General features: G+C 65.2%; 20 protein-coding genes. 5 read left to right on the top strand and 15 right to left on the bottom strand.

Annotated features, from left to right (window positions below; translation table 11 throughout):
• Positions 1-4: 4 nt before the first annotated feature.
• Positions 5-1,162, top strand: coding sequence for a ribonuclease D (gene rnd / locus ACFORG_RS23040; RefSeq protein ID WP_386737943.1), 1,158 nt, complete (start codon positions 5-7; stop codon positions 1,160-1,162).
• Here rnd and ACFORG_RS23035 read toward each other — a convergent pair.
• Positions 1,159-1,677, bottom strand: a complete 519-nt coding sequence (locus ACFORG_RS23035) for a hypothetical protein (protein ID WP_386737942.1) — start codon at positions 1,675-1,677, stop codon at positions 1,159-1,161. The two genes, rnd and ACFORG_RS23035, sit on opposite strands and share 4 nt — an antisense overlap.
• Positions 1,678-1,822: 145 nt before the next feature.
• On the opposite strand from ACFORG_RS23035, the gene ACFORG_RS23030 reads away from it, so the two are divergent.
• Positions 1,823-2,233, top strand: a complete 411-nt coding sequence (locus ACFORG_RS23030) for a SufE family protein (protein WP_386737941.1) — start codon at positions 1,823-1,825, stop codon at positions 2,231-2,233.
• Between the two features lie 5 nt (positions 2,234-2,238).
• On the opposite strand, the gene ACFORG_RS23025 is transcribed toward ACFORG_RS23030, so the two are convergent.
• A complete protein-coding gene (locus ACFORG_RS23025) occupies positions 2,239-2,907 on the bottom strand; it encodes a DUF1638 domain-containing protein (RefSeq protein ID WP_386737940.1) in 669 nt (222 codons plus the stop codon).
• 60 nt (positions 2,908-2,967) lie between these two features.
• Positions 2,968-3,666, bottom strand: coding sequence for a corrinoid protein (locus tag ACFORG_RS23020; RefSeq protein WP_386737939.1), 699 nt, complete (start codon positions 3,664-3,666; stop codon positions 2,968-2,970).
• 249 nt (positions 3,667-3,915) lie between these two features.
• Between ACFORG_RS23020 and ACFORG_RS23015 the strand changes: the two genes are divergently transcribed.
• Positions 3,916-4,995: a PA0069 family radical SAM protein gene (locus ACFORG_RS23015; RefSeq protein ID WP_386737938.1), complete on the top strand. Its 1,080-nt coding sequence runs from the start codon at positions 3,916-3,918 to the stop codon at positions 4,993-4,995.
• A gap of 2 nt (positions 4,996-4,997) precedes the next feature.
• Here ACFORG_RS23015 and ACFORG_RS23010 read toward each other — a convergent pair whose 3' ends face one another.
• The 3 genes from ACFORG_RS23010 to gltX all read right to left on the bottom strand — a co-directional run bounded on the left by ACFORG_RS23010 (position 4,998) and on the right by gltX (position 9,163).
• Positions 4,998-5,972, bottom strand: a complete 975-nt coding sequence (locus ACFORG_RS23010; RefSeq protein WP_386737937.1) for a calcium-binding protein — start codon at positions 5,970-5,972, stop codon at positions 4,998-5,000.
• A 373-nt stretch (positions 5,973-6,345) separates the two neighbouring features.
• Positions 6,346-7,641: a citrate synthase gene (gltA, locus tag ACFORG_RS23005; protein ID WP_386737936.1), complete on the bottom strand. Its 1,296-nt coding sequence runs from the start codon at positions 7,639-7,641 to the stop codon at positions 6,346-6,348.
• A gap of 109 nt (positions 7,642-7,750) precedes the next feature.
• A complete protein-coding gene (gene gltX, locus ACFORG_RS23000; RefSeq protein WP_386737935.1) occupies positions 7,751-9,163 on the bottom strand; it encodes a glutamate--tRNA ligase in 1,413 nt (470 codons plus the stop codon).
• 79 nt (positions 9,164-9,242) lie between these two features.
• Between gltX and ACFORG_RS22995 the strand changes: the two genes are divergently transcribed.
• Positions 9,243-11,267, top strand: coding sequence for a ComEC/Rec2 family competence protein (locus tag ACFORG_RS22995; protein WP_386737934.1), 2,025 nt, complete (start codon positions 9,243-9,245; stop codon positions 11,265-11,267).
• Here the strand turns inward: ACFORG_RS22995 and lexA are convergent.
• From lexA to ACFORG_RS22965, 6 genes are all read right to left on the bottom strand, one after another.
• Positions 11,261-11,968: a transcriptional repressor LexA gene (gene lexA / locus ACFORG_RS22990; protein ID WP_386737933.1), complete on the bottom strand. Its 708-nt coding sequence runs from the start codon at positions 11,966-11,968 to the stop codon at positions 11,261-11,263. The two genes, ACFORG_RS22995 and lexA, sit on opposite strands and share 7 nt — an antisense overlap.
• Before the next feature lie 78 nt (positions 11,969-12,046).
• Complete coding sequence (locus tag ACFORG_RS22985) at positions 12,047-13,219, bottom strand: molybdopterin molybdotransferase MoeA (protein WP_386737932.1); 1,173 nt, start codon at positions 13,217-13,219, stop codon at positions 12,047-12,049.
• Positions 13,216-13,689, bottom strand: a complete 474-nt coding sequence (gene moaC / locus ACFORG_RS22980; RefSeq protein ID WP_386737931.1) for a cyclic pyranopterin monophosphate synthase MoaC — start codon at positions 13,687-13,689, stop codon at positions 13,216-13,218. Before moaC ends, ACFORG_RS22985 begins: the two co-directional genes overlap by 4 nt.
• A 7-nt stretch (positions 13,690-13,696) precedes the next feature.
• Positions 13,697-14,509: an indole-3-glycerol phosphate synthase TrpC gene (gene trpC / locus ACFORG_RS22975; RefSeq protein ID WP_386737930.1), complete on the bottom strand. Its 813-nt coding sequence runs from the start codon at positions 14,507-14,509 to the stop codon at positions 13,697-13,699.
• Positions 14,506-15,525 (bottom strand): anthranilate phosphoribosyltransferase, encoded by a 1,020-nt coding sequence (gene trpD, locus ACFORG_RS22970; RefSeq protein WP_386737929.1) that lies wholly within the window; start codon positions 15,523-15,525, stop codon positions 14,506-14,508. Before trpD ends, trpC begins: the two co-directional genes overlap by 4 nt.
• Positions 15,522-16,103: an anthranilate synthase component II gene (locus tag ACFORG_RS22965; RefSeq protein WP_386737928.1), complete on the bottom strand. Its 582-nt coding sequence runs from the start codon at positions 16,101-16,103 to the stop codon at positions 15,522-15,524. The genes trpD and ACFORG_RS22965 overlap by 4 nt, the downstream gene beginning before the upstream one ends.
• A gap of 190 nt (positions 16,104-16,293) precedes the next feature.
• Here ACFORG_RS22965 and ACFORG_RS22960 point away from each other — a divergent pair, with 190 nt between their 5' ends.
• Complete coding sequence (locus tag ACFORG_RS22960) at positions 16,294-17,799, top strand: divergent polysaccharide deacteylase family protein (protein WP_386737926.1); 1,506 nt, start codon at positions 16,294-16,296, stop codon at positions 17,797-17,799.
• Between the two features lie 50 nt (positions 17,800-17,849).
• Here the strand turns inward: ACFORG_RS22960 and trpE are convergent, their stop codons facing one another.
• From trpE to ACFORG_RS22945, 3 genes are all read right to left on the bottom strand, one after another.
• Complete coding sequence (gene trpE / locus ACFORG_RS22955; RefSeq protein ID WP_386737925.1) at positions 17,850-19,361, bottom strand: anthranilate synthase component I; 1,512 nt, start codon at positions 19,359-19,361, stop codon at positions 17,850-17,852.
• A 12-nt stretch (positions 19,362-19,373) separates the two neighbouring features.
• Positions 19,374-21,215, bottom strand: a complete 1,842-nt coding sequence (locus ACFORG_RS22950) for a peptidyl-prolyl cis-trans isomerase (protein ID WP_386737924.1) — start codon at positions 21,213-21,215, stop codon at positions 19,374-19,376.
• Between the two features lie 88 nt (positions 21,216-21,303).
• Entirely contained in the window at positions 21,304-22,479 is a 1,176-nt protein-coding gene (locus ACFORG_RS22945) for an aminotransferase (RefSeq protein WP_386737922.1), read from the bottom strand.
• Positions 22,480-22,541 lie beyond the last annotated feature (62 nt).

Here is a 22,541-nt window from a genome sequence, read left to right as displayed (position 1 = left end):
CCATATGAAAACAATCACCAAGACCGACGAGCTGGCCGCATTCTGCGAGGCCGCCGCGCATCATCCCTACGTGACCGTGGATACCGAATTCCTACGCGAGCGGACCTATTATTCGAAACTCTGCCTGATCCAGATCGCCCATCCCGGCGGCGGCGAAGACTCGGCCGTGCTGGTCGATCCGCTGGCGGACGGCCTGTCGCTGGATCCGCTTTATGGCCTGTTCCGCGATGAAAGCGTCGTCAAGGTGTTCCACGCCGCGCGGCAGGACCTCGAGATCTTCTGGGTCGAGGCCGGGCTGTTTCCCAAGCCGCTTTTCGACACGCAGGTCGCGGCGATGGTCTGCGGCTTTGGCGAGCAGGTCGGCTATGAGACGCTGGTGCGCAAGATCTGCAAGACCGGCCTCGACAAGACGTCCCGCTTTACTGACTGGTCGCGCCGGCCGCTGACGGATGCGCAGAAGACTTATGCGCTGGCCGATGTCACGCATCTGCGCCAGATCTACGAATATCTTGCGGCGGAACTGGAGAAATCCGGCCGGTCGCATTGGCTGGCCGAGGAGTTGCGGGTCCTGACGAATCCGGAGACCTATGACATCCGGCCCGAAGAGGCGTGGAAGCGGATCAAGACGCGGACCAATTCGGCCAAGTTCCTTGCCGTCGTGCGCGAGCTGGCGCAGTTCCGCGAGAGCTATGCGCAAGAGAACAACGTGCCGCGCAACCGGGTGTTCAAGGATGACGCGCTGATCGAGCTGGCCTCGACCAAGCCACGGACACCCGCCGATCTGGGCGGGTCGCGCCTGCTGTTGCGCGAGGCACGCAAGGGGGCGATTGCCGAAGGGATCCTGGAAGCTGTGACGCGCGGAATCGAATGCCCGCCGGACAAGATGCCCCGGCCCGATACGCGGCGCGACAAGTTGCAGGTGAACCCGGCGCTGGCGGACCTGCTGCGCGTGCTGCTGAAATCCAAGACCGAGAGCGCGGGCGTGGCCGCCAAGCTGATCGCATCGAGCGCGGACCTGGACATGATCGCCGCAGGGGAACGCGATGTGCCAGCGCTGTCGGGCTGGCGCTACGAGGTGTTCGGTGAGGACGCGATGCGGCTGTGCGAGGGCAAGATCGCGTTGGCCGCCAAGGGGCAGAACGTCGCCGTCGTGTTGCTTTAGCGGCGGCGCGTTTCGCGCGCGTTCTGTGCGCCGGAGACGCGGATCGTGGAAATTCCCGCAAGGCTCTGCCGCGAAAGGGTGACGGCGGCCCGGATCGTGCGACTGTTCTGGGTGCCCTGCGGGGTCGGGTCCTCGGGGTAGACGACGCGGAACGTGTAGGCGAGCGTGCCTTCTGCCGCGGTCGGGTCGAGCCGCAATTCGGCATTGAACGCGCCCTGGCGCAGGGCCACGCCGGTGGCGCGGATGATGGCGCCCGAGGGTGTTTGCGCCACTTCCAGCTCGGTGACATTCATGATCGGCTGCGAGCGGTCTTCGGCTTCGGGGCGGCGGAGGAGGTTGGTGCCGGTGCTCTGCGGGATGAGCGGGTTCGTTTCGGCCGAGACGGGAACTGTGTCCACGGGAACCTCGCTGCTGCCGCCGAACCAGTTCGACGGGTTGACCCGCGAGTCGCTCCAGCCACCGCAGGACGAAAGCGCGAATGTCGCCATCAGTAGACCCGTGAAAGCAATGCGCATGGTGTCCTGCCCGTATCCGTTCCTTGTGTCCTTGCCTCGGGTTAGCGCATCAAGACGCGGTTGAAAAGGCGCTTGCGCACTGGACAGGGGGGCGGGTGCGGCATAGGTCACGGGACGACGGCACGCAGATGAAACGGAGACAGCAATGGCCAGCCCTGCCTTTGAGGAAATCGTAGAGGATTTCGAGTTTCTCGACGACTGGGAAGACCGCTATCGCCACGTGATCGAGCAGGGCAAGGCGATGGACCCGCTGGACGAGGCGCTGAAGGTGCCCGCGACAAAGGTCGATGGCTGCGCCAGCCAAGTCTGGCTGCATCCCAAGATCGAGAATGGCGTGTTCCGGTTCGACGGCGATAGCGACGCGATGATCGTGCGCGGGCTGATCGCGGTTCTGCGCAAGCTTTACAACGGGCTGCCGGTGGGCGAGGTGCTCAAGGTCGATGCGCGGGCCGAGTTCGGCCGGCTTGGGCTGAACGATCACCTGTCGGCGCAACGGTCGAACGGGCTGCGCGCGATGATCGAGCGCATCCGGCTTGTCGCCGCGGAAAACGCCTGAACCTTTTACCGGGGCGAGGTCACGCGCGCCCAGCTGGTGAGGGTGGTCTCTAGATCGCCATAGGCGGTGGCGCGCCGTTCGAAGGCCAGACCCAGCTTGTCTGCACAGTCGCGGGCGCGTGCGGTCAGGGCCGGATCGTCCGTCTGGGCGAGGTAGACGAGTTTCTCGTAATTGCCGAAATACATCTCGCGCAGCTGCGGGTGACGGTCGAGGCCGAGCGGTTTCCAGACAAAGGCGTCGAATTGCCGGGCGAGGAAATCGGTGAGGTAGAAGGCCGTCGTTTCATCCTCGGCGCGGGAGGCGAAGAGGTCGTTTCCCTCGAAGAAGGAATAGCAATGCGGCCCGCGCACCATGTCGACGCCGAGCCGTTCGCAGGCCTGTTCCAACAGGCCGCCCGTGCCGCAATCGGCATAGACCACATGGATCGCGTCATATTCGGCACGGTGACGGGTCACGATCTCTTCGACGGCGGCAGGTATCCGTTCGGGGTGGTTATGGAGGATCGCGGGCAGGCAGCGCAGGTCGATATGCGTCCAGCCGTTGCGGGTGCGCAGGTCTAGGATTTCGCGCGCAAGGGCGCCGCAGGCGATCAGCAGGATGCGGCCGCGCCCGTCGGAGATGGTCGTGCCGCTGGTGGTGAGGCTCTGGTCATCGGGAGGTGCGGGGTCGGTCATGATGCACCGTTCTCCCGGGATTGGTGGGGCGCGGTCGGGGCGACCGCGCCGCGGCCCTTGTCAGGTGGCCATCTGGTTGTGCTTGCGCGAGACGAACTGCTTGGCGGTTTCCACCGCGACAGCCGCATCCCGGCAATAGGCATCCGCGCCGATGGCCTTGCCGAATTCCTCGTTCAGCGGCGCGCCGCCGACGAGGACGATATACTCGTCGCGCAGCCCCTGTTCGACCAGCGTGTCGATCACGACCTTCATGTAGGGCATGGTGGTGGTGAGCAGGGCGGACATGCCGAGAATGTCGGGCTGTTCGCTTTCGAGCGCCTCGAGATAATTCTCGACCGGGTTGTTGATGCCGAGGTCGACCACCTCGAAGCCCGCGCCTTCCATCATCATGGAGACGAGGTTCTTGCCGATGTCGTGGATGTCGCCCTTGACGGTGCCGATGACCATCTTGCCGACGCGGGGAGCGCCGGTTTCGGCCAGGAGCGGCTTGAGGATGGCCATGCCGCCCTTCATCGCGTTGGCGGCGAGCAGAACCTCGGGCACGAAGAGGATGCCGTCGCGGAAATCGGCGCCGACGATCGTCATGCCGCCGACCAGCGCCTTGGTCAGGATGTCATAGGGCGCCCAGCCGCGTTCGAGCAGGATGTTGACGCCTTCTTCGATCTCTTCCTTGAGGCCGTCGTAGAGGTCGTCGAACATCTGTTCGACGAGTTCTTCGTCGTTCAACTCGGACAGGATGATGTCTTCTTCTTCCGACATTGGCGCTTTTCCTCAGATTCTTGGCGGGGTTTGTCCCGTCAGGGCCGGTCGTCCCTTCTTTGCGCGAACGTCCGGTTTCGACTGCGTCGATTGCGACACAGACTCGGCTGCAACCGACCTATAGGGGGAAAACGCGCGGATGTGTAATGAGAAATCCGCAGCATGATCTTGGGTTTCGCGCATGTTCCGCCGGTGGTGGCGCGGCGGGATGGATTGCGCGTGTTCCCTGTATGTTCTAGTGTGTCCGTCATGGAGACGAAACCGGCAATCAGGCAGGAGCGGCCGCGCGCACGCGGCGCGCTGAGCAACGCGGCGGGGCGGTTCGACTTGGCGCGTGACGCGGTCGATGACGGTTGGGATCTGCCCGAGGAGGAGGTGCGACTGATGACGGAGGTGCGGGAGGAAGTGGCCCGCAGCATCATCACCTACAACCGGTCGCCGGACCTGCCCTTTGACCGGTCGATCAATCCCTATCGCGGATGCGAGCATGGCTGCGTCTACTGCTTCGCGCGGCCGAGCCATGCCTATCTGGGCCTGTCGCCCGGGCTTGATTTCGAAACCCGGCTGGTGGCGCGCCCGAATGCCGCCGATGTCCTGGCCCGCGAGTTGAGCGCGCGGCGTTACAAGGTTGCCCCGATTGCCATCGGCACCAATACCGACCCCTATCAGCCGATCGAGCGGGACCGGGGCATCATGCGGGCCTGCCTGGAGGTTCTGGCCGCTTTCAACCACCCGGTGGCCATCGTGACCAAGGGGGCGATGGTCGAGCGTGATATCGACATCCTGGCGCCTATGGCTGAAAGGGGGCTGGTGCGGGTGGGTCTGTCGGTCACGACGCTGGACCCCGATCTGGCGCGGCGGATGGAGCCGCGCGCGCCGTCGCCCGCGCGCCGGCTGGCGGCGATCCGGCGGCTGGTGGATGCGGGCATCCCGGTAAGGTTGATGGTCTCGCCGGTCGTGCCGGGACTGACCGACATGGAGATGGAGGCGATCCTTGCCGCGGGGGCCGACGCGGGGGTGGATGCGGCAAGCTGGATCATGCTGCGCCTGCCACGCGAGGTGTCCGGGCTGTGGCAGGAATGGCTGACCGAGCATGCACCGGGCCGCGCCGCCAAGGTGATGGCGCGGCTGCGCGAGATGCATGGAGGGCGGGATTACGACCCCAAATGGGGACACCGGATGCGCGGCGAGGGGGTGTTCGCCGACCTGACCGCCCGGCGTTTTGCGCGGGCCTGTTCACAGCTTGGTCTGGGCAGCGGGTCTGCCCCGCTGCGCTGCGACCTGTTCGCTGTGCCGCCCCGTCCGGGCGATCAGCTATCGCTGTTCTGACCTCAGACCTGGTAGGCGTTCTCGGTCCCGCGCTGGACAAGCATGACGTTGTCGAGGCTGACCGATGCCGCCGCCACGACGGCCGCGGGTTCGCCATTGGCGGTCAGCGTCTGGGTGCCGTCGCCATTGTCGGTCAGGTCGAGCACCGGCTCGTCTTCGCCCGCGTCATAAACGTAGACTAGCGCGTCTTCGCCATCGTCGTAATCATTGATCATAACGACCTCGGTTCCATTGCCGAGCAGGACGAATTCATCCGCGCCCTCGCCACCGGTCGCCTGATCGAGACCGGCGAGGAACAGCACGTCGTCGCCCGCGCCGCCATTGACCTCGTCCGCCTGTTCGTCGCCGGTGATTTCGGGCGAGAGCCCAGCGGGGAGGGTCAGCGGGTCACCGGCCTGAAGGCTGGCACGGGTTGCGGTCAGCTCGTCGAGCGTCAGGCTGCGCGGAAGGTAGTCGCCGGAATAGAGCCGGTCGTCACCATCGCCACCGTCGAGCGTATCGGCGCCTTCGCTGCCGATGACGATGTCGTTTCCATCGCCGCCCGAGACACTGTCATCGCCTTCGTTCGCCTCGACCCAGTCGGTATCGGCGCCACCATCCATGCTGTCGTCGCCCTCGTTGCCGAGCATCAGGTCGATACCCTCTTCGCCCGACAGGCTGTCATCGCCTTCGCCGCCTGCGACGATGTCGTCACCTTCGCCCGCCATGACCGTGTCATCGCCGCCCGCAGCAAGGACATCGTCATCGCCTTCGGCGGTGTCGATGGTTTCGTCGGTCTCATCGCCCTCGACGGTGTCATTGCCGATGAAATCCATGGGCGAGCTGCCCTCGCCATCGGTGTCCTCGGTCATGTCCATATCATCTTCGGTTTCGGATGAACTGCCGGACACGTTGTCCTCGCCATCTGAAACGCCGAGTTCGTAGACGCCGTAAACGGCCAGAGCGCCCAGCAAGCCGAGCAAGTAAATCGGTAACATCTGTCTTCCCCCACTCAATCCGCCGTGGGCCGGGACGATGGAGACAGCAATGGGACAGCATGTCAGGACGCATCGAACCGCAGGCCCGTGTACGGGTACCGGGCGAGCGTAGCACAGTCTTGGCCCTGACGCATGGACCCGCCAGAGCGCGAGAGCGGTTTTTGGGATGCGCAGGAACAGGTTTGCGGAGAAGGCTTTGAAAATTTTAGAAAATCCTGCGGCAGCGTTTCGCAGGTCGCGCGGGGCGGACAGGATGGATGGCGCGTGAGAGTTTCCAGAAGTGAAACAATCCCCATCGGCCACGCCGAAATGTTAAGACCCCGGCCAATCGGTCGGGGTCTGTTCGCAGTCTTCCTGAGAAGACCGAGTCGCCTTAGCGGTCCTCGATGTCGACGTAATCGCGCATGGTCTCGCCGAGATAGAGCTGGCGGGGACGGCCGATCTTGTTCTGCGGGTCCGCGATCATCTCTTTCCACTGGCTGACCCAGCCGACGGTCCGCGACAGGGCGAAGATCGGGGTGAACATCGAGGTCGGGAAGCCCATCGCCTCGAGGATGATGCCCGAGTAGAAATCGACGTTCGGGAACAGCTTCTTGTCGGCGAAATACGGATCCTCGAGCGCCTGCTTTTCCAGCGCCTTGGCGACCTGCAGTTTCGGATTGTCCTCGATCCCCAGCAGATCCAGAACCTCGTCGGCCGACTGCTTCATGACCTTGGCGCGCGGGTCGAAGTTCTTGTAGACGCGGTGGCCAAAGCCCATCAGGCGGAACGGATCGTTCTTGTCCTTGGCGCGGGCGATGAACTCCGGAATGCGGTCGACGCTACCGATCTCTTCGAGCATCTCGAGGCAGGCCTGGTTGGCGCCGCCATGTGCGGGCCCCCAGAGGCAGGCGATGCCGGCCGCGATACAGGCGAAGGGGTTGGCGCCCGAGGACGAGGCCAGACGCACCGTCGATGTCGAGGCGTTCTGCTCGTGATCGGCATGCAGGGTAAAGATCCGGTCCATCGCGCGCGACAGGATCGGGTTGACCTCGTATTCCTCGGCGGGAACGGCAAAGCACATCCGCAGGAAGTTCGACGCATAGTCGAGATCGTTGCGCGGATAGACGAAGGGCTGGCCGATCGAATATTTGTAGGCCCAGGCCGCGATGGTCGGCATCTTGGCGATCAGGCGGATCGAGGCGACCTCGCGCTGCCATTCGTCATTGATATCGGTCGAGTCGTGGTAGAAGGCCGACATGGCGCCGACGACACCGACCATGATGGCCATCGGGTGCGCGTCACGGCGGAATCCGCGGAAGAAATACTGCATCTGTTCGTGCAGCATGGTGTGATGGGTCACACGGGTTTCGAAATCCTCAAGCTCGGCACCGTTGGGCAGGTGACCGTAGAGCAGCAGGAAGCAGACTTCGAGGAAGTGGGACTTCGACGCCAGCTGGTCGATCGGGTAGCCACGGTGCAGAAGCTCGCCCTTTTCACCGTCGATGAAGGTGATGGTGCTGTCGCAGCTTGCCGTCGAGGTGAAGCCGGGATCGTAGGTGAACACGCCCGCGGTGCCATAGAGCTTGCGGATGTCGATCACGTCCGGGCCGGCGGTGGGCGAGAAAATAGGCAGCTCGTATGAATCGCCATCCACGGTCAGCGTGGCTGATTTCTTGCTATCAGTCATTTATGTCCCTTCCTCTTTCGGGCACGGGGAGCGTGGTGCATCCGGAACCGTGCGGGCAGTGCCTGCGCGCGGGGCGCAGGGCGGGTCTTATCCAGGCGGCATGACCCGATCATGAAACCGGGCGGCCTGCTGCCTCAGCCAGCCGGGCGAGGCTTTCTTCGCGCCCCAGCACCAGCATCATGTCGAAGACCGACGGCGTGACCGCACGTCCGGCAAGGGCCGCCCGCAAGGGGCCTGCCAGCTTGCCGAACTTGGTATCCTTCGCCTCGGCGAACGCGTTCAGAGTCTCTTCGAGATCCTGTCGCGTCCAGCTAGCAGTTTGCAACTGCGGCGTCAATTCGCCCAGTATACCATCGGATACCGAAGCGAGGGCCTTGGCGGCCTTGTCGTCGGGTTCAATCGGTCGTTCCGTCAGCACGAAGTGAGCCTTTTCAAGGAGTTCCGGGAAGGTTCGTGCCCGATCCTTGAGGCAATACATCGCACGCTCCAGATCGTCACCTTGCCGTGACGTGAGCGCGGGCAGGCCAGCCGCGGCGCAGTAAGCCCCGATTTCGTGCCGCAGCGCGGCGTCATCGCTAACGGCGATGTGCTGACCGCAGAGATTCTCGAGCTTCTTGAGGTCGAAACGGGCAGGGCTGCGGCCGATCCCGTCAAGGTCGAACCACTCCTGCGCCTGCGCGTCGGTAAAGAACTCGTCATCGCCATGGCTCCAGCCCAACCGCGCAAGGTAATTGCGCATGCCGGCGGCCGGGTAGCCCATCGCCTGGTATTCCTGGGCGCCAAGCGCGCCGTGACGCTTGGAGAGTTTCTTGCCATCGGGGCCGTGGATCAAAGGGATATGCGCCCAGACCGGTACTTCCCACCCCATCGCGTTATAGATAAGCATCTGCCGTGCTGCGTTGTTCAGGTGATCGTCGCCGCGGATCACGTGGGTCACGCCCATGTCGTGATCGTCGACCACCACCGCCAGCATGTAGACCGGCGTGCCGTCAGAGCGCAGCAGGATCATGTCGTCAAGCTGGTCGTTGCGGATGCGCACGTCACCCTGCACCTGGTCGCGGATCACCGTTTCCCCCTCGATCGGGGCCTTGATACGGATCACATGGGGCGCGTCCGGGTGGCTGGCGGGATCGGCGTCGCGCCATGGTGAGCGGAACAGCGTGCTGCGCCCGGCGGCGCGCGCTTCTTCGCGGAAGGCGGCGATTTCCTCCTGCGTCGAGAAACATTTGTAAGCCTTGCCTTCGTCCAGCAACTGGCGGGCGACCTCGGCATGGCGAGGGGCGCGTTCGAATTGCGAGATGACCTCGCCGTCATGGTCGAGACCAAGCCAGCCCATGCCCTGAAGAATGGCCGCCGTCGCCTCGGGCGTGGAGCGTTCACGGTCCGTATCCTCGATCCGGAGCAGGAACTTGCCGCCGCGCCCACGGGCGTACAGCCAGTTGAACAGCGCAGTGCGCGCGCCGCCGATATGCAGGAAGCCGGTGGGCGAAGGCGCGAAACGGGTGACGACCTGGTCGGGCATTGCGTGGATTTACCTTTTGGAAAGGGTGAGCGTTCTACGTTTGGCGCCTGTCTACAGAGGCCGGGGAACCGGGGCAACCATGCAGCTTGTGGCGCGGATCGGGACCGGCCTTCTGGCCCAGCGGGGATACCTGTTTCCTTGGGCGCCGGTTTTCCTCTCGCTGGGGATCGGGGTGTACTTCGCGCTCCGGCAGGAACCGGACATGGGTGCGCTGTGCGGCTTGGGGCTGGCCGCGGGTCTGGGGGCAGGAGCGGCGCTGCGCTGGCCGGGGGCGTTTTCGCCTTTGCTCTGGGCGCTCGCGTTGATGGGTTTCGGGTTCGTCCTCGCGGCGGAACGGGCGCACCGGGTTGGCGGGCCGGTTCTGGGCTTTCGCTATTATGGCCCGGTCGAGGGCCGCGTCGTGGCGCTGGACCGGTCCGCGTCGGACGCGTTGCGCGTCACACTTGACCGGGTGCGCATGGGAGATCTGTCGCCCGAGAAGGTTCCGCGCCGGGTGCGTCTTTCCCTGCACGGACCCGAGGCGCGCCTGGTCCCGGGTGAGCGGGTGATGACCACCGCGCATCTGTCACCGCCGCAAGGACCGGTGGAGCCGGGCGGCTTCGACTTTCGTCGCTACGCGTGGTTCAAATCGATCGGCGCGGTCGGATATACCCGCGTCCCGGTCCTGACAGCCGCAATACCGGAGGGTGGTCTGCGCGTGTTCTCGCTGCGCATTTCGGCGTCGGAACGGATTCGCAGCATCCTGCCGGGGGATGTCGGCGGTTTCGCGGCGGCCGTGACCACCGGTGATCGCAGCGGTGTGGGACAGGCGGCGCTGGAGGCGTTGAGGGCAAGCAACCTGGCGCATTTGCTGGCGATCTCGGGGTTGCACATGGGGCTGCTGACGGGTTTCGTCTTTGCCGCTTTGAGGATCGGGTTTTCCTTGTTTCCGACACTGGCCTTGCGTTTGCCGGTCCGGAAGCTTGCCGCGGTAGGAGCGTTGATCGTCGCTGCGGGGTACCTGGCGCTCTCGGGTGGCAATATCGCGACGGAGCGGGCCTTTGTCATGGTGTCGGTGATGCTGTGCGCCGTCCTGGTCGACCGGCGCGCCATCTCGATGCGGGCGGTCGCAGTCGCCGCGCTGGTGGTGCTGGTTCTGCGGCCCGAGGCGCTGTTGAGTCCCGGTTTCCAGATGTCCTTTGCCGCGACAACGGCGCTGGTGGCTGTGTTCGGCGCGATGCGGGATGCCGAATGGCGGGTCAGCCATGGTTGGCGCGGTGCGGTCTTCGGGTTGGTGATCTCCTCGGCCGTGGCGGGGCTTGCGACGGCGCCGATAGGGGCGGCCCATTTCAATACGCTGTCGCATTTCGGGCTGTTCGCGAACCTGCTTTCCGTGCCGCTGATGGGGTCGATGGTCATCCCGGCGGCGGTTCTGGCGGCGGTGCTGGCGCCCATCGGGTTCGATTGGATCGGACTCGAGATCATGGGGCTGGGCCTGCGCTGGATCCTCGGCGTTGCAGATGTGGTGGCCGGGCTGGACGGAGCGCAGAGCCATGTGGTTGCGCCGGATGCGTGGATTTTGCCGGTCCTGGCGCTGGGGGCGCTCTGGGTCATGTTGTGGCGGGGTCGGCTGCGCTGGATCGGACTGGCGCCTGTGGTCGCTGCCCTGACCTTGTGGCCGCAGGCGGAACGGCCAAGCGTCCTGATCGCGGAAAATGGCGCTCTTGTAGGTGTGATGACCGAGGAGGGGCGGGCGCTGAGCAAGGCGCGCGGCAGCGGGTTTGTCGCCGGTGTCTGGCTGGAGAATGACGGCGATACCGCCGATCAGCCGCGCGCGGCCGCGCGTTGGCCGATGATTGATGACGGTATAGCGAAGATCACGGTGGCGGGCATGGAAATCGTCCATGTCCAGGGAAAACGAGCGGCGCGCGGGCTGACCCACTGCAAGCGAGGCCAGCTGGTTGTCGCGTCGATCCCGCTGTCGTTGGGAGGGGATTGCGACGTGCTGGACCCCAATGCCCTTGACGGGCGGGGCAGTTTTGCACTGGTCGACAAGGGCTGGGTCACGGCGCGTGCGCAGGGTGGCACGCGCCTGTGGAGCCCGCGGGAAAAGCGGGATCAGTAGGTGCGGATCAGCCCGACCAGCCGCCCCTGGATGCGGACCTTGTCCTCGGGGTAGACGCGGGTTTCGTAGGCGGGGTTCGCGGCCTCGAGCGCAATTGAGCCGCCGCGGCGATAATACTTTTTCAGGGTCGCTTCCTGATCTTCGACCAGTGCCACGACGATATCGCCATTGTCGGCAACATCGGTTTCACGGATCACGACGATGTCGCCATCGTTGATCCCGACCTCGATCATCGAGTCGCCCTTGACCTCGAGCGCATAATGCTCGCCCTGGCTGGACACCATCGTGCCGGGCACGGCCACCTGGCGGGAAGCATGGCTGATCGCCTCGATCGGCACACCGGCAGCGATGCGGCCCATCACCGGCAGTTCCAGCGCGTCGATCGTGACCGGCCCGGCATTGGCGGGACGGCCGCCGGCAGGACTATCCGGGCGATCCCCGTCGATGATGCGCGGCTGCACCCCGGTTCCGGCTTCACCGCCAAGGCTCTCGGGCAGTTTGAGGATTTCGATGGCGCGCGCTCGGTGGGCGAGGCGGCGAATGAAACCCCGCTCCTCTAGCGCCGTGATCAGACGGTGGATGCCGGATTTGGAGCGCAGGTCGAGCGCGACCTTCATCTCGTCGAAACTGGGCGGCACACCGTCCGCCTGCAACCGCTTGTGAATGAATTCCAGCAAATCGAGCTGTTTCTTCGTCAGCATTTCAGCACCTTACCGTCCCATGCGTTTACATTTGTTCTACGCATGTTCCTGTTTTGTGTCAACGCCATGCGCGGACAGCTACAACGGTAGGTAGAAAACCGTGTCTCCCGCGTCACGCGGGGGGTCGTTTGGCGGGCGCAGGATCAAGGCATCGGCATCGGCCAGCACGGTCAAGAGCGAGCTGTCCTGGCTGGGAAACGCGGTCAATCCACCAGAACCGATGCAGGCGCGCATGTAGTGCTCGCGCGGGCCGTTCGCGGACAGCGGCTCGGCAAGCTGCCCCTCCTTGAGTTGCGGGTCGGCGGGGACGAAGCCCATCATGCGGCGCAACATGGGAAGAATGAAAATATGGCCGCAAACCATTGAAGATACGGGGTTTCCGGGTAGGCCGACCATGCTGGCGCCGGCAAGGTGGCCCGCCATGAGCGGCTTTCCCGGCCGCATCCGCACCTTGTAAAAAGCGCGGTCCATGCCCAATCCTTCGGCCACCTGCGCCACGAGATCGTGATCGCCAACCGAGGCGCCGCCAATCGTGATCACCAGATCGGCGCCGCGCGCAAGGTTGAGCGCGGTTTCGAGCGAGCTGACGCGGTCGCGGGCGATGGGCAGGATGCGGGTCTGTGCCCCTTCTGCATCGAACAGCGCCTTGAGGCCGAACGTGTTGGACGCGATGATCTGGTCCGGGCCAGGTTCGCCGCCGGGCATCACCAGTTCGTCGCCGGTCGAGATCAGCGCGACTTGCGGGCGGCGCGAAACGGGGACGGCCGGGATGTTCATAGCGGCGAGCAGGGCGATATCGGCGGGGCGCAGGCGACGCGGCGCGCCGATCGTGTCCCCAGCTCTGAAATCGCCGCCAGCGGGGCGGATGTTATCCTTGTCGCCGGGGTCATCGGTTATGGTGATCAGGTTGCCCCTGGCGGTCACATCCTCCTGGATGACGACGAAATCGGCGCCTTCGGGAACCGGCGCGCCGGTGAAGATCCGCACCGCCTGACCGGGACCGACACGACCGGCGAAGCCATGGCCCGCCGCGGATTCGCCCACCAGTTTGAACATGGCGTGAAGCTCTACCTCGGCGCGTTTGACCGCGTAGCCATCCATGGAGGAGGCCGCAAAGGGCGGCTGGTCACGGGTTGCCGAGACGTCCTGTGCCAGAATGCGCCCCGCCGCCTGTGCCAGCGGCACCGTCTCGACCCCGACAGGCGTGGCCAGATCGTAGAGCTTGGCGCGGGCCTCCTCGACCGAGATCATGTCGCCTCGTACCGGCCTGATTTGCCGCCATCCTTCAGGGTGACGCGGATGCCGCCGATTTCCATCGCCTTGTCGGCGGCCTTGACCATGTCATAGACGGTAAGAGCAGCGGTTGAGACGGCGGTGAGCGCCTCCATTTCGACCCCGGTCTGCCCGGTGGTCTTGACGGTCGCCTCGATCCGCACGCCGGGCAGGTCGGGGTCTAGCGTCAGTTCGACGGCGACCTTGGTAACCGGCAGCGGATGGCAAAGCGGAATGAGGTCCGGTGTTTTCTTGGCGCCCATGATGCCCGCAAGCCGCGCCACGGCGAGGACATCGCCCTTCTTGGCGCGCCCCTCGGAAATCAGCGCGAAGGTCTCGGCCGCCATGCGGACATACCCTTCGGCCACGGCCACGCGGGATGTTACCGGCTTGTCCGAGACATCGACCATGTGGGCGTCGCCCTTGGCGTCGAAATGGGTCAGTGCCATCGTGACCTCACATGATGCCCGGAACGAGCGGGTTTTCGAGGATCTTGCGGGTCGCCTCGGTCACGTCGGGCTGGCGCATCAGGGCCTCGCCGATCAGAAAGCAGCGCGCGCCGTACCGGGCGAGGTCGGCCAGATCCTGCGGCGTATTCAGGCCGCTTTCGGAGATCAGGTTGCGATCATGCGGTACCATGCGGGACAGTCTGCGCGTGACGTCGAGTGAGGTCTCGAAGCTGCGCAGATCGCGGTTGTTGATGCCGATCAGAGGGCTTTTCAGGGATTCCGCGCGGTTGACCTCTTCTTGGTCATGCACCTCGATCAGAACGTCCATGTCCCAGTCAAAGGCGGTCTGTTCCAGTTCGGCGGCCTGCTCATCGCTGACCGAGGCGAGGATAATCAGGATGCAGTCGGCGCCCAGAGCGCGCGCCTCGACCACCTGGTAGGGGTCATACATGAAATCCTTGCGCAGGACCGGCAGCGAGCAGGCCGCGCGCGCCTCTGTCAGGAAGCTCTTGTCGCCCTGGAAACTGGGCGCGTCGGTCAGGACCGACAGGCAGGTCGCGCCGCCAGCCTCATAGGCCTGGGCGAGGGTGGCCGGATCGAAATCCTCGCGGATGAGACCCTTGGACGGGCTGGCCTTCTTGATTTCGGTGATCAGGCCGTAGCCCTGTTTCTGGGCCTGAAGCAGCGCCTTGCCGAATGGGCGCACCGGGTCGGCGGCGCGGGCCTCGGCCTCGACCTCGTCCAGCGGCTTGGCGGCCTTGTCGGCTGCGACTTCTTCGAGCTTGTAGGCCTTGATCTTGTCGAGGATGGTGTCGGTCATGCGAAGCCTTGTGTAATGCGGGCGAGAGTTGTGATCTTGTCGCGGGCCTTGCCGCTGTCGATGCTTTCGGAGGCCATGGCCACGCCTTCGCGCAGGTCGGCGGCAGCCTCGGCCACGACAAGCGCCGCGGCAGAGTTGAGCAGCACGGCGTCGCGATAGGCCGAGGGCGCACCGTCAAGCAGCGCACGCAGCGCATCGGCGTTCTGGGCTGGCGTGCCGCCAAGGATGTCCTCGAACGGGTGGACCGGAAGGCCGGCATCCTCGGGATGCAGTTCGACTTCCTTCACCGTTCCATCCTCGAGCGCGGCAACCCAGCTGAGCCCTGCAATGGACAGCTCGTCCGTGCCGTCCGAACCATGCACCAGCCATGCCCGGTCCGAACCAAGAAGACCCAGCGTTTCGGCCATCGGGCGGATCAGATCGCGGCTGAATGCCCCGGACAGCTGCCGTTTGACGCCGGCGGGGTTGGTCAACGGGCCGAGGATGTTGAAGATCGTGCGCGTGCCCAGTTCCTGCCGGGTGGGCATCACATGGGCGGTCGCAGGGTGATGCATCGGTGCCATCATGAAGCAGATGCCGACCTGTTCAAGAACCTTTTCAACCTCTTGCGCGCCGATCATCACGTTGATTCCCATCTGGCCCAACGCGTCGGCGGCACCCGATTTCGAGCTGAGATTGCGGTTGCCGTGCTTGGCCACTGGCACACCTGCGCCCGCGACCACAAAGGCGGTCGCGGTCGAGATGTTGAGCGTACCCTTGCCATCGCCACCGGTTCCGACGATATCCATCGCGCCCTCGGGTGCGCGGACTTTGTTGCATTTCGCCCGCATGACGCCCGCGGCGGCGGCGTATTCGTCGACCGTTTCGCCGCGCGTTCGCAGGGCCATCAGCAGCCCGCCGATCTGGCTGGGCGTGGCTTCACCCGCAAAGAGGATGGAAAAGGCGGCCTCCGCCTCGTCCCGCGTCAGGGATCGGTCGGCTGCGGTGCCGATCAGGGGCTTGAGACGGTCGCTCATGCGGGCACCTTCAATTCGGACAGGAAGTTCTTGAGCAGGTCATGGCCGTGCTGGGAAGCGATGGATTCGGGGTGGAACTGAACCCCGTGAATCGGAAGCTCGCGGTGCTGAAGGCCCATTATCGTCCCATCCTCGAGCTCGGCGGTGATTTCGAGGCATTCCGGCAGGCTCTCGCGGTCGACGATCAGCGAATGATAGCGCGTTGCCTCGAAAGGCGATGGCAGACCGGCAAAGACGCCTTTGCCGTGGTGATGCATCTGGCCCATCTTGCCGTGCACGATCTCGTGGCAGCGCACGACCTTACCGCCAAAGGCCTGGCCGATGGTCTGGTGCCCAAGGCACACACCCAGCACAGGGATGCGTGCCTCGGCTGCGGCATGAGTCAGGTCAAGGCAGATCCCGGCCTGGTCCGGATCACAGGGGCCCGGGCTGAGCAGGATGCCAGCGGGATGCAGGGCCATCGCCTGTTCAACGCTCAGCGCGTCGTTTCTGTGCACCTCCATCTCGGCACCCAGTTCGCCCAGGTAGTGCACGAGGTTATAGGTGAAGGAATCGTAGTTATCTATCAGCAGCAGCATCGCGGCGCCTCGGGTCCATCCGGCATTTCGGGCTGGTGGCGCGTGGCCACGGGAAGGTATATAGTCAGGGCCATACTTGTTCAGGCTTGCGCGGCAGCGTCAAGGGGACGTCCCGAGGGCTGCGTCGCGGGTGTGGCGGACAGGCTATTAACAACAAAAAAACCGAATGGACAGCGAGAGGCAAAAGGCGATGGGCGGATTTCTGGGCGGCGTGCTTGCAGGGCTTGTGGTCGTCGCGGGCGCGGGCGTGTTCTTTTCTCTGACATCGCCGCCGCCGCCGGCGCCGGAAGTTGGCAGCGACACGCCCGAGGCCGAGGCGCCGGAACCGCAACGCGACGGTGCGGCCGACCTGAGCGGTGCCGGTCGCGACGCCGACCTTGTCGAGCTTGCACCGCGCGCCCCCGATCGCGAGGGCGACACCAGCGACAGCCTCGCTGCGCTCGAGGGGGCCGATACCTCGCCGGCCGACAAGCCGCGCGTGGGTCCGGCGACCGGTGCGCTTGACCGTCCGGCCGAGGGGCAGGGCGCCGAGATAGCGGTCGAGACCGATGCGCCCGTCGCGCCACAAGCGCCTGCGGCCGTTCCGGACACGCCCGAGGGCGAGGCGCGGCCCGAAGTCGAGACATCGCAGCCACGCTTGCCCGCAGCCCCCGGTGAACCGCAGGCCGGCAGCGGCTTCGCGGCACCCAGCACCGAGGAGACCGGACCGGCAATCGGGTCGTCGCCCGATACCGCCGTTACACAGGAAGAGGCAGCGGCTGCCAGCGTGCCACAGGCCGAGTCGCAGCCCGAAGTGGATACCAGCCCGGCCCAAGAACCCGCGCCCGCACCGGTAGAGGAGGAAGTGGCCGTTGGGGACGCACCTGCGCCCGAGGCCGCAACCGATGCACCGCGCATGGCGGCGTTGCCACAGGTTGGCGATGACAGCCCGGCCACCACCAGCCCCAGTATCGGGACGCCGGTCGTGCCGCTGACGGAGAGGGGGCGCGCCCCGGAAATCCTGCGTGACCCCGAGGTGAAACCCATCGACGCCCATGCCGCGCCCTTCGAGAATCCCGAAGACAAACCTCTCATGTCGATCCTGCTGATCGATGACCCGGAGTCCCTGGGCGCCGAAGCTTTGGCCGATTTTCCCTATCCGCTGACATTCGCCATCGATCCCGAGGATCCTGCCGCCGCCGAGAAGATGACGCGTCACCGCGCCGCCGGTTTCGAGGTGGCGCTGCTGACCGATCTGCCCGCTGCCGCCACGCCACAGGACGCCGAAACCGCGCTGGCCGTCTGGCTGGACCGACTTCCCGAAACGGTGGCCCTTGTCGAAGGAACAGGCAGCGGGTTTCAGGGCAACCGGGCTCTGTCGGACCAGGTGACGGATATCGCCTCGGGTACGGGGCGCGGGCTGGTGACGCAGGATAGCGGGCTCAATACCGTGCAAAAGCTGGCCGCCCGCGATGGCGTGCCTGCCGCGGTGGTCTTCCGCGATTTCGACGGTGCGGGCCAGACGCCGACCATCATGCGCCGTTTCCTGGACCAGGCCGCGTTCCGCGCCGGGCAGGAGGGGGCGGTGATCATGCTGGGACGCGTGCGGCCCGACACGATCTCGGCGCTGTTGCTCTGGGGATTGCAGGACCGGGCAAGCCGCGTGGCACTGGCCCCGATCTCGGCGGTCCTGACGCGGGACAGCAACGCGGAGTAAGGCGCGCAAGGCGCCCTGCACGGATTTGCCGAGCCCAAGAGTGGGTGACGTTACCGGTTGCCGTCGCCAGTGAAGCGGGCCGCATCCGCCGCGGCCCGACGGATCGCGTTCGATTTGTGCACGGTTTCCATGTATTCGGCCTCGGGGTCGCTGTCATAGACGACGCCGCCGCCTGCCTGGATGTACAGCTTGTGATCCTTGACGATGGCGGTGCGCAAAGCGATGCACATGTCCATGTCGCCGCCCGCGCTGAAGTAGCCGACACCGCCGCCATAAACGCCGCGCTTTTCCGGTTCCAGCTCGTCGATGATTTCCATCGCGCGGACCTTGGGCGCGCCCGATACGGTGCCCGCCGGCATCCCGGCGAAAAAGGCGTCAAGCGCGTCCTTGTCCTCGGCCAGTTCGCCCACGACGTTTGAGACGATGTGCATGACGTGGCTGTAGCGCTCGATGATGAACTGCTCGGTGGGCCGTACCGTGCCGATTTTGGATACGCGCCCGGTATCGTTGCGGCCGAGGTCGAGCAGCATGAGGTGCTCGGCCAATTCCTTTTTATCGGCCAGAAGGTCGGCCTCGTTCGCGCGATCCTCTTCGGGGGTCGCGCCGCGCGGACGGGTCCCGGCGATCGGACGAATCGTGACCTCGCGCCCGAAGACACGCACGAGGATCTCGGGGCTGGCGCCCACGATCTGGAATCCGCCGAAGTTGAAATAGAACATGAAGGGCGACGGGTTGGTGCGCCGCAACGAGCGGTAGAGCGCGAATGGCGGCAGCGGAAAGTCCTGAGTCCATCGCTGCGCGGGAACCACCTGAAAAATGTCGCCTGCGCGGATGTAATCCTTGGCCTTCTCGACCGCTTCCATGTAGCCCTGTTTGGTGAAATTCGACACAGGCTCGGCTACTTCGGCCGCATCGCCGAGGCCGCGGCTTTCGCCGGGCAACGCGCGCTCGAGGTCGCGCACCGCGTCCATGACCCGCTCGGCCGCTTGGGCATAGGCGGCGCGGGCCGACTGCCCGTCGCTGACCCACGCAGGCGAAACCACCGTGACCTCTCCCTTGACGCCGTCGAGCACGGCCACGACCGACGGGCGCAGCATGAGTGCGTCAGGCAGGCCGAGCGGGTCAGGATTCACGTTGGGCAGCTGTTCGACAAGGCGCACCATGTCATAGCCGAGATAGCCGAAGAGACCGGCGGCGGCCTGTGGCAGATCCTGGGGCAGGGCGATGCGGCTTTCGGCCAGCAGCGCGCGCAGGTTGTCCATCGGGTCGCCGGTCTGGGGCTCGAATGCGTCGGGGTCGAACCGCGCGGCGCGGTTGAGCGAAGAGGTCTTGCCGTCGCACCGCCAGATCAGGTCGGGTTTCATCCCGATGATGGAATACCGTCCGCGCACCTCGCCGCCAGTGACCGATTCCAGCATGAAGGCATCGGTCTGTGCGCCGGTAAGCTTCAGCATCAGCGAGACGGGTGTATCGAGATCGGCGGCCAGCCGGGAATAGACCACCTGGTTCTCGCCCGCCTCGTAGGCGCGGGCGAAGCTTTCGAAATCGGGGACGAGCGCCATGTCGGTCCTTTGTCAGAAGTTCGACTGAACCGCGTTCAGCGCCTGCTGGTCGAGCATGGGCTGCGCGCGGCTTTGCGCGGTGCGGGCATAAATGTCGAAGAGGTTCTGTGCCAGCGCCTGGCCCAGCTGTACATCCAGCGCCTGGCGCATCTGTTGCAACTCGTCGGTTTCCGCCGGCGGCAGCACCTCGTCGAGCCTGACGATCAACGCGAGGCCGGGGGCAGGGATCACACGCAGCTCACCCTCTTCCATCTCGAAGATCTCGGCCATGAACCCTTGCGGGACGCCATCCAGAAAGGCGCTGCGCGTCAGGGCGTTCTCGACCTGAACGGGCAGGCCGGTCTCGTTGAAATCACCGGTTTCGGCGAGCGTGCTTCGCAGTGTCTCTGCGCGGTCCACGAGCGCATCGCTGAGGCGCTGCGCTTCGAGCGTGGCGGCAACGGTGTCGCGCGCCGTTTCGAGCGGTTCGGGCCGCGGTTCCAGCTCCTCGTCCAGCCGGATTGCAAAGATCGAACCGTCCTCGAGGAAATCGACCTCGGGGAAGTCGTCAAGCGTGACGGCCTCGGCGGCGCTGCGGAACTCGGCATAGGCGGTGACCCCATCCGAGCTGTCCTCTGTCCAGTCGACCTGTCCCAGCTCCATCGAGGTTTCCTTGGCCAGATCCTCCAGCGTGGCACCACCGGCCAGAAGGTCGTTGATGTCCTCGGCGCGCGCCTCGATCAGGCGGCGGGCCCGTTCGGCGGCAAGCTCGTCACGCAGCTCGTCGGCGACCTGCTCGAACTCGGTGATCTGTTCGGCCAGCACACCATTCACGCGGTATAGCGCCGGACCGAGATCGGAGGGCAGGGGGCCGACCACCTCGCCGACTTCGGCGGCAAAGACACCTTCTGCGGCGTCGCCGAGATCGCGTGCCGTCATATCGCCCATGTCGATATCCGAAAGGTTGAGGCCTCGGTTTTCGACCAGCTGCTCAAAGCTGGAGCCGCCAACCTCGAGCTGGGCCTTGGCACTTTCGGCAGCGTCCTGATCGGCAAACACGAGACGCTCGACAAGGCGGCGGGCGGGCTGGTTGAACTCGGCTTCGCGCTGTTCGTAAAGGCGGCGTACCGACTCTTCGTCAAGTTCCACCTCGTCGATCAGCATCGCGGGCGACAGCAGCGCGTAGGTGATGCGCTTTGTCTGCGGCAGCATGAACCGATCCGTGTTCTCTTCGTAGAACGCCGCAACCTCGGCGTCTGTCGGGGCTGTGATCGGCTCTTCGAGCTGTTCGGCCGTGACCGTCGCCATGGTAAAGCTGCGGCGCGCGCCCACGAATTCCGCCAATGTGTCCGACAGGGTCGAGGGCATGCGCACCCCATCCATCACGGCAGCCTGGATGAGGGTCCGGGCGGATTCCTTGCGCAGATCCTCTTCGAACTCGGTTTCCGAGATACCCGCCTGTTCCAGCTGGAAGCGATAGGATTCGCGGTCGAACTGGCCGTTCGTGCCCTGGAAGGCCGGAATGGAGACGATCTCGCGCTGGAGGTTCTCGTCACCGACGGAGACGCCTAGCTGCCGGACTTCGTTGTCGAGCGAGGCGAGCGCGATCAGCCGGGACAGGGCGATCCGGTCGAGTCCGAGCTCGCGAGCGCGGGTCATCGGCAACGGCTCTCCGATCTGGGCTTCGACGGCGCGGATCTCGCGTTGCAATTCGCGCGCATAGGCATCGACCGAGACCGTCTCGTCGCCCACCTCGGCCACGGTGCGGACGGTTCCCGATAGGTTGACCGCACCGAACCCAGCAAGCCCCAGCATCAATAGACCCATCAGGATCCAGACGAAGGTTTTCGAAAGTGCGTTGACGCGTGCGGCCATGATGCCCCCTTGCCTTCGGCCCGCATTCATCTCGGACCGGGTGTTTTATCGGCGCCCTGTCTACGCTGCGCGCGGACAGGGGGCAAGTTCAGAAGGAGAGGTTTTCGAGCCGCCGGAACAGCGTTTCGATCCCGGCGCGATCAAGATTGGCAAAGGCAACCCGAACCTCGCGCGCGCCACGTGCATCGCCATCGGGCACGAACATCGTGCCGGGCAGCAGAAGGATGCCAGCCTCGGGCACCAACCGGCGCGCCAGCTCATCCGAGGGAATGTCGAAAGGGTGCCGGAAATAGGCGAAATAGGCGCCCAGCCCGAGCAACTCCCACCCCTTTGCTTCGAGTGCCGGCATGCCCTCGGTAATCGCGGCGCGGCGGTCGAGGATCTCGTCCCGCTCGCCGGCCAGCCATTGCGACAGGTTCTGCATCCCCCACAGGGCTGCGAATTGTCCGATCTGGCCGGGGCAGATCGCTACCGTGTCGAGGAACTTCTCGATCTCGGCCAGCAACGCCGGCGAGGTGGCGATGGCGCCGACGCGGTGGCCGGTCAGGCGATAGGCCTTGGAGAAGGAATAGAGGTGGATCAGCGTGTCATCCCAGCCGGGTTGTTGGAACAGGTCATGGGGGGCGCCGCTGCGGCTGTCGAAGTCGCGATAGGTCTCGTCCACGATCAGGCGGATGCCGGTCTCGCGGGCGAGATCGAGGAATGCGCGCACCAGCGCGGCGGGGTATTCGACACCGCCCGGATTGTTCGGCGTCACCAGCGCGATCGCACGCGTCCGGTCCGTGATCAACGCGCGTGCCGCGTCGGGATCTGGCAGAAGATCCGGCCCGGTGGCAAGCGGCACCGCCGAAACGCCCGCCATGTCGAGCCACATTTTATGATTGAAATACCAAGGCGTTGGCAGGATAACTTCATCCTCTTCGCCGGTGATGGCACTGATCGCCGCGGCAAAGGCCTGGTTGCAGCCCGAGGTGATCGCAACCTGCTCCGCCACTACATTCGCGTCGTAATGCGCCGATATCTGCGCCGCGAGTTCGGCACGCAGATCGGAATTGCCGAGGACCGGACCGTAGAGATGCGCGGCGTCCTGCGACATGGTGAAATCCGCCATCGCGCGGCGCATTGCCTCGGGCGGCGGATCGACCGGCGCGGCCTGGCTGACATTGATGAGTGGCCGCTCGGGCGTGAATGTGACGCCCTCAAGCCAGCGGCGCGCCTCCATGACCGGAGGAGCGAAAGTGGTGGCGGTGCGCGTGAGATTCATCGCGGGCATCCTTGTGCCGGAACTATCAGATTGTGCGCCTGCGGCGCGCTCGATCCTGGTGT

The organism is Lutimaribacter marinistellae (assembly GCF_042648365.1).
GTDB classification, from domain to species: domain Bacteria; phylum Pseudomonadota; class Alphaproteobacteria; order Rhodobacterales; family Rhodobacteraceae; genus Lutimaribacter_A; species Lutimaribacter_A marinistellae.
This window is presented reverse-complemented; position numbering and strand designations above follow the sequence as displayed.

What these genes read in the sequence shown, in the direction of transcription:
- rnd (WP_386737943.1), top strand. Translation starts at nt 5, where the DNA reads ATGAAAACAATCACCAAGACCGACGAGCTGGCCGCATTCTGCGAGGCC.
- ACFORG_RS23035 (WP_386737942.1), bottom strand. Translation starts at nt 1,677, where the DNA reads ATGCGCATTGCTTTCACGGGTCTACTGATGGCGACATTCGCGCTTTCG.
- ACFORG_RS23030 (WP_386737941.1), top strand. Translation starts at nt 1,823, where the DNA reads ATGGCCAGCCCTGCCTTTGAGGAAATCGTAGAGGATTTCGAGTTTCTC.
- ACFORG_RS23025 (WP_386737940.1), bottom strand. Translation starts at nt 2,907, where the DNA reads ATGACCGACCCCGCACCTCCCGATGACCAGAGCCTCACCACCAGCGGC.
- ACFORG_RS23020 (WP_386737939.1), bottom strand. Translation starts at nt 3,666, where the DNA reads ATGTCGGAAGAAGAAGACATCATCCTGTCCGAGTTGAACGACGAAGAA.
- ACFORG_RS23015 (WP_386737938.1), top strand. Translation starts at nt 3,916, where the DNA reads ATGGAGACGAAACCGGCAATCAGGCAGGAGCGGCCGCGCGCACGCGGC.
- ACFORG_RS23010 (WP_386737937.1), bottom strand. Translation starts at nt 5,972, where the DNA reads ATGTTACCGATTTACTTGCTCGGCTTGCTGGGCGCTCTGGCCGTTTAC.
- gltA (WP_386737936.1), bottom strand. Translation starts at nt 7,641, where the DNA reads ATGACTGATAGCAAGAAATCAGCCACGCTGACCGTGGATGGCGATTCA.
- gltX (WP_386737935.1), bottom strand. Translation starts at nt 9,163, where the DNA reads ATGCCCGACCAGGTCGTCACCCGTTTCGCGCCTTCGCCCACCGGCTTC.
- ACFORG_RS22995 (WP_386737934.1), top strand. Translation starts at nt 9,243, where the DNA reads ATGCAGCTTGTGGCGCGGATCGGGACCGGCCTTCTGGCCCAGCGGGGA.
- lexA (WP_386737933.1), bottom strand. Translation starts at nt 11,968, where the DNA reads ATGCTGACGAAGAAACAGCTCGATTTGCTGGAATTCATTCACAAGCGG.
- ACFORG_RS22985 (WP_386737932.1), bottom strand. Translation starts at nt 13,219, where the DNA reads ATGATCTCGGTCGAGGAGGCCCGCGCCAAGCTCTACGATCTGGCCACG.
- moaC (WP_386737931.1), bottom strand. Translation starts at nt 13,689, where the DNA reads ATGGCACTGACCCATTTCGACGCCAAGGGCGACGCCCACATGGTCGAT.
- trpC (WP_386737930.1), bottom strand. Translation starts at nt 14,509, where the DNA reads ATGACCGACACCATCCTCGACAAGATCAAGGCCTACAAGCTCGAAGAA.
- trpD (WP_386737929.1), bottom strand. Translation starts at nt 15,525, where the DNA reads ATGAGCGACCGTCTCAAGCCCCTGATCGGCACCGCAGCCGACCGATCC.
- ACFORG_RS22965 (WP_386737928.1), bottom strand. Translation starts at nt 16,103, where the DNA reads ATGCTGCTGCTGATAGATAACTACGATTCCTTCACCTATAACCTCGTG.
- ACFORG_RS22960 (WP_386737926.1), top strand. Translation starts at nt 16,294, where the DNA reads ATGGGCGGATTTCTGGGCGGCGTGCTTGCAGGGCTTGTGGTCGTCGCG.
- trpE (WP_386737925.1), bottom strand. Translation starts at nt 19,361, where the DNA reads ATGGCGCTCGTCCCCGATTTCGAAAGCTTCGCCCGCGCCTACGAGGCG.
- ACFORG_RS22950 (WP_386737924.1), bottom strand. Translation starts at nt 21,215, where the DNA reads ATGGCCGCACGCGTCAACGCACTTTCGAAAACCTTCGTCTGGATCCTG.
- ACFORG_RS22945 (WP_386737922.1), bottom strand. Translation starts at nt 22,479, where the DNA reads ATGAATCTCACGCGCACCGCCACCACTTTCGCTCCTCCGGTCATGGAG.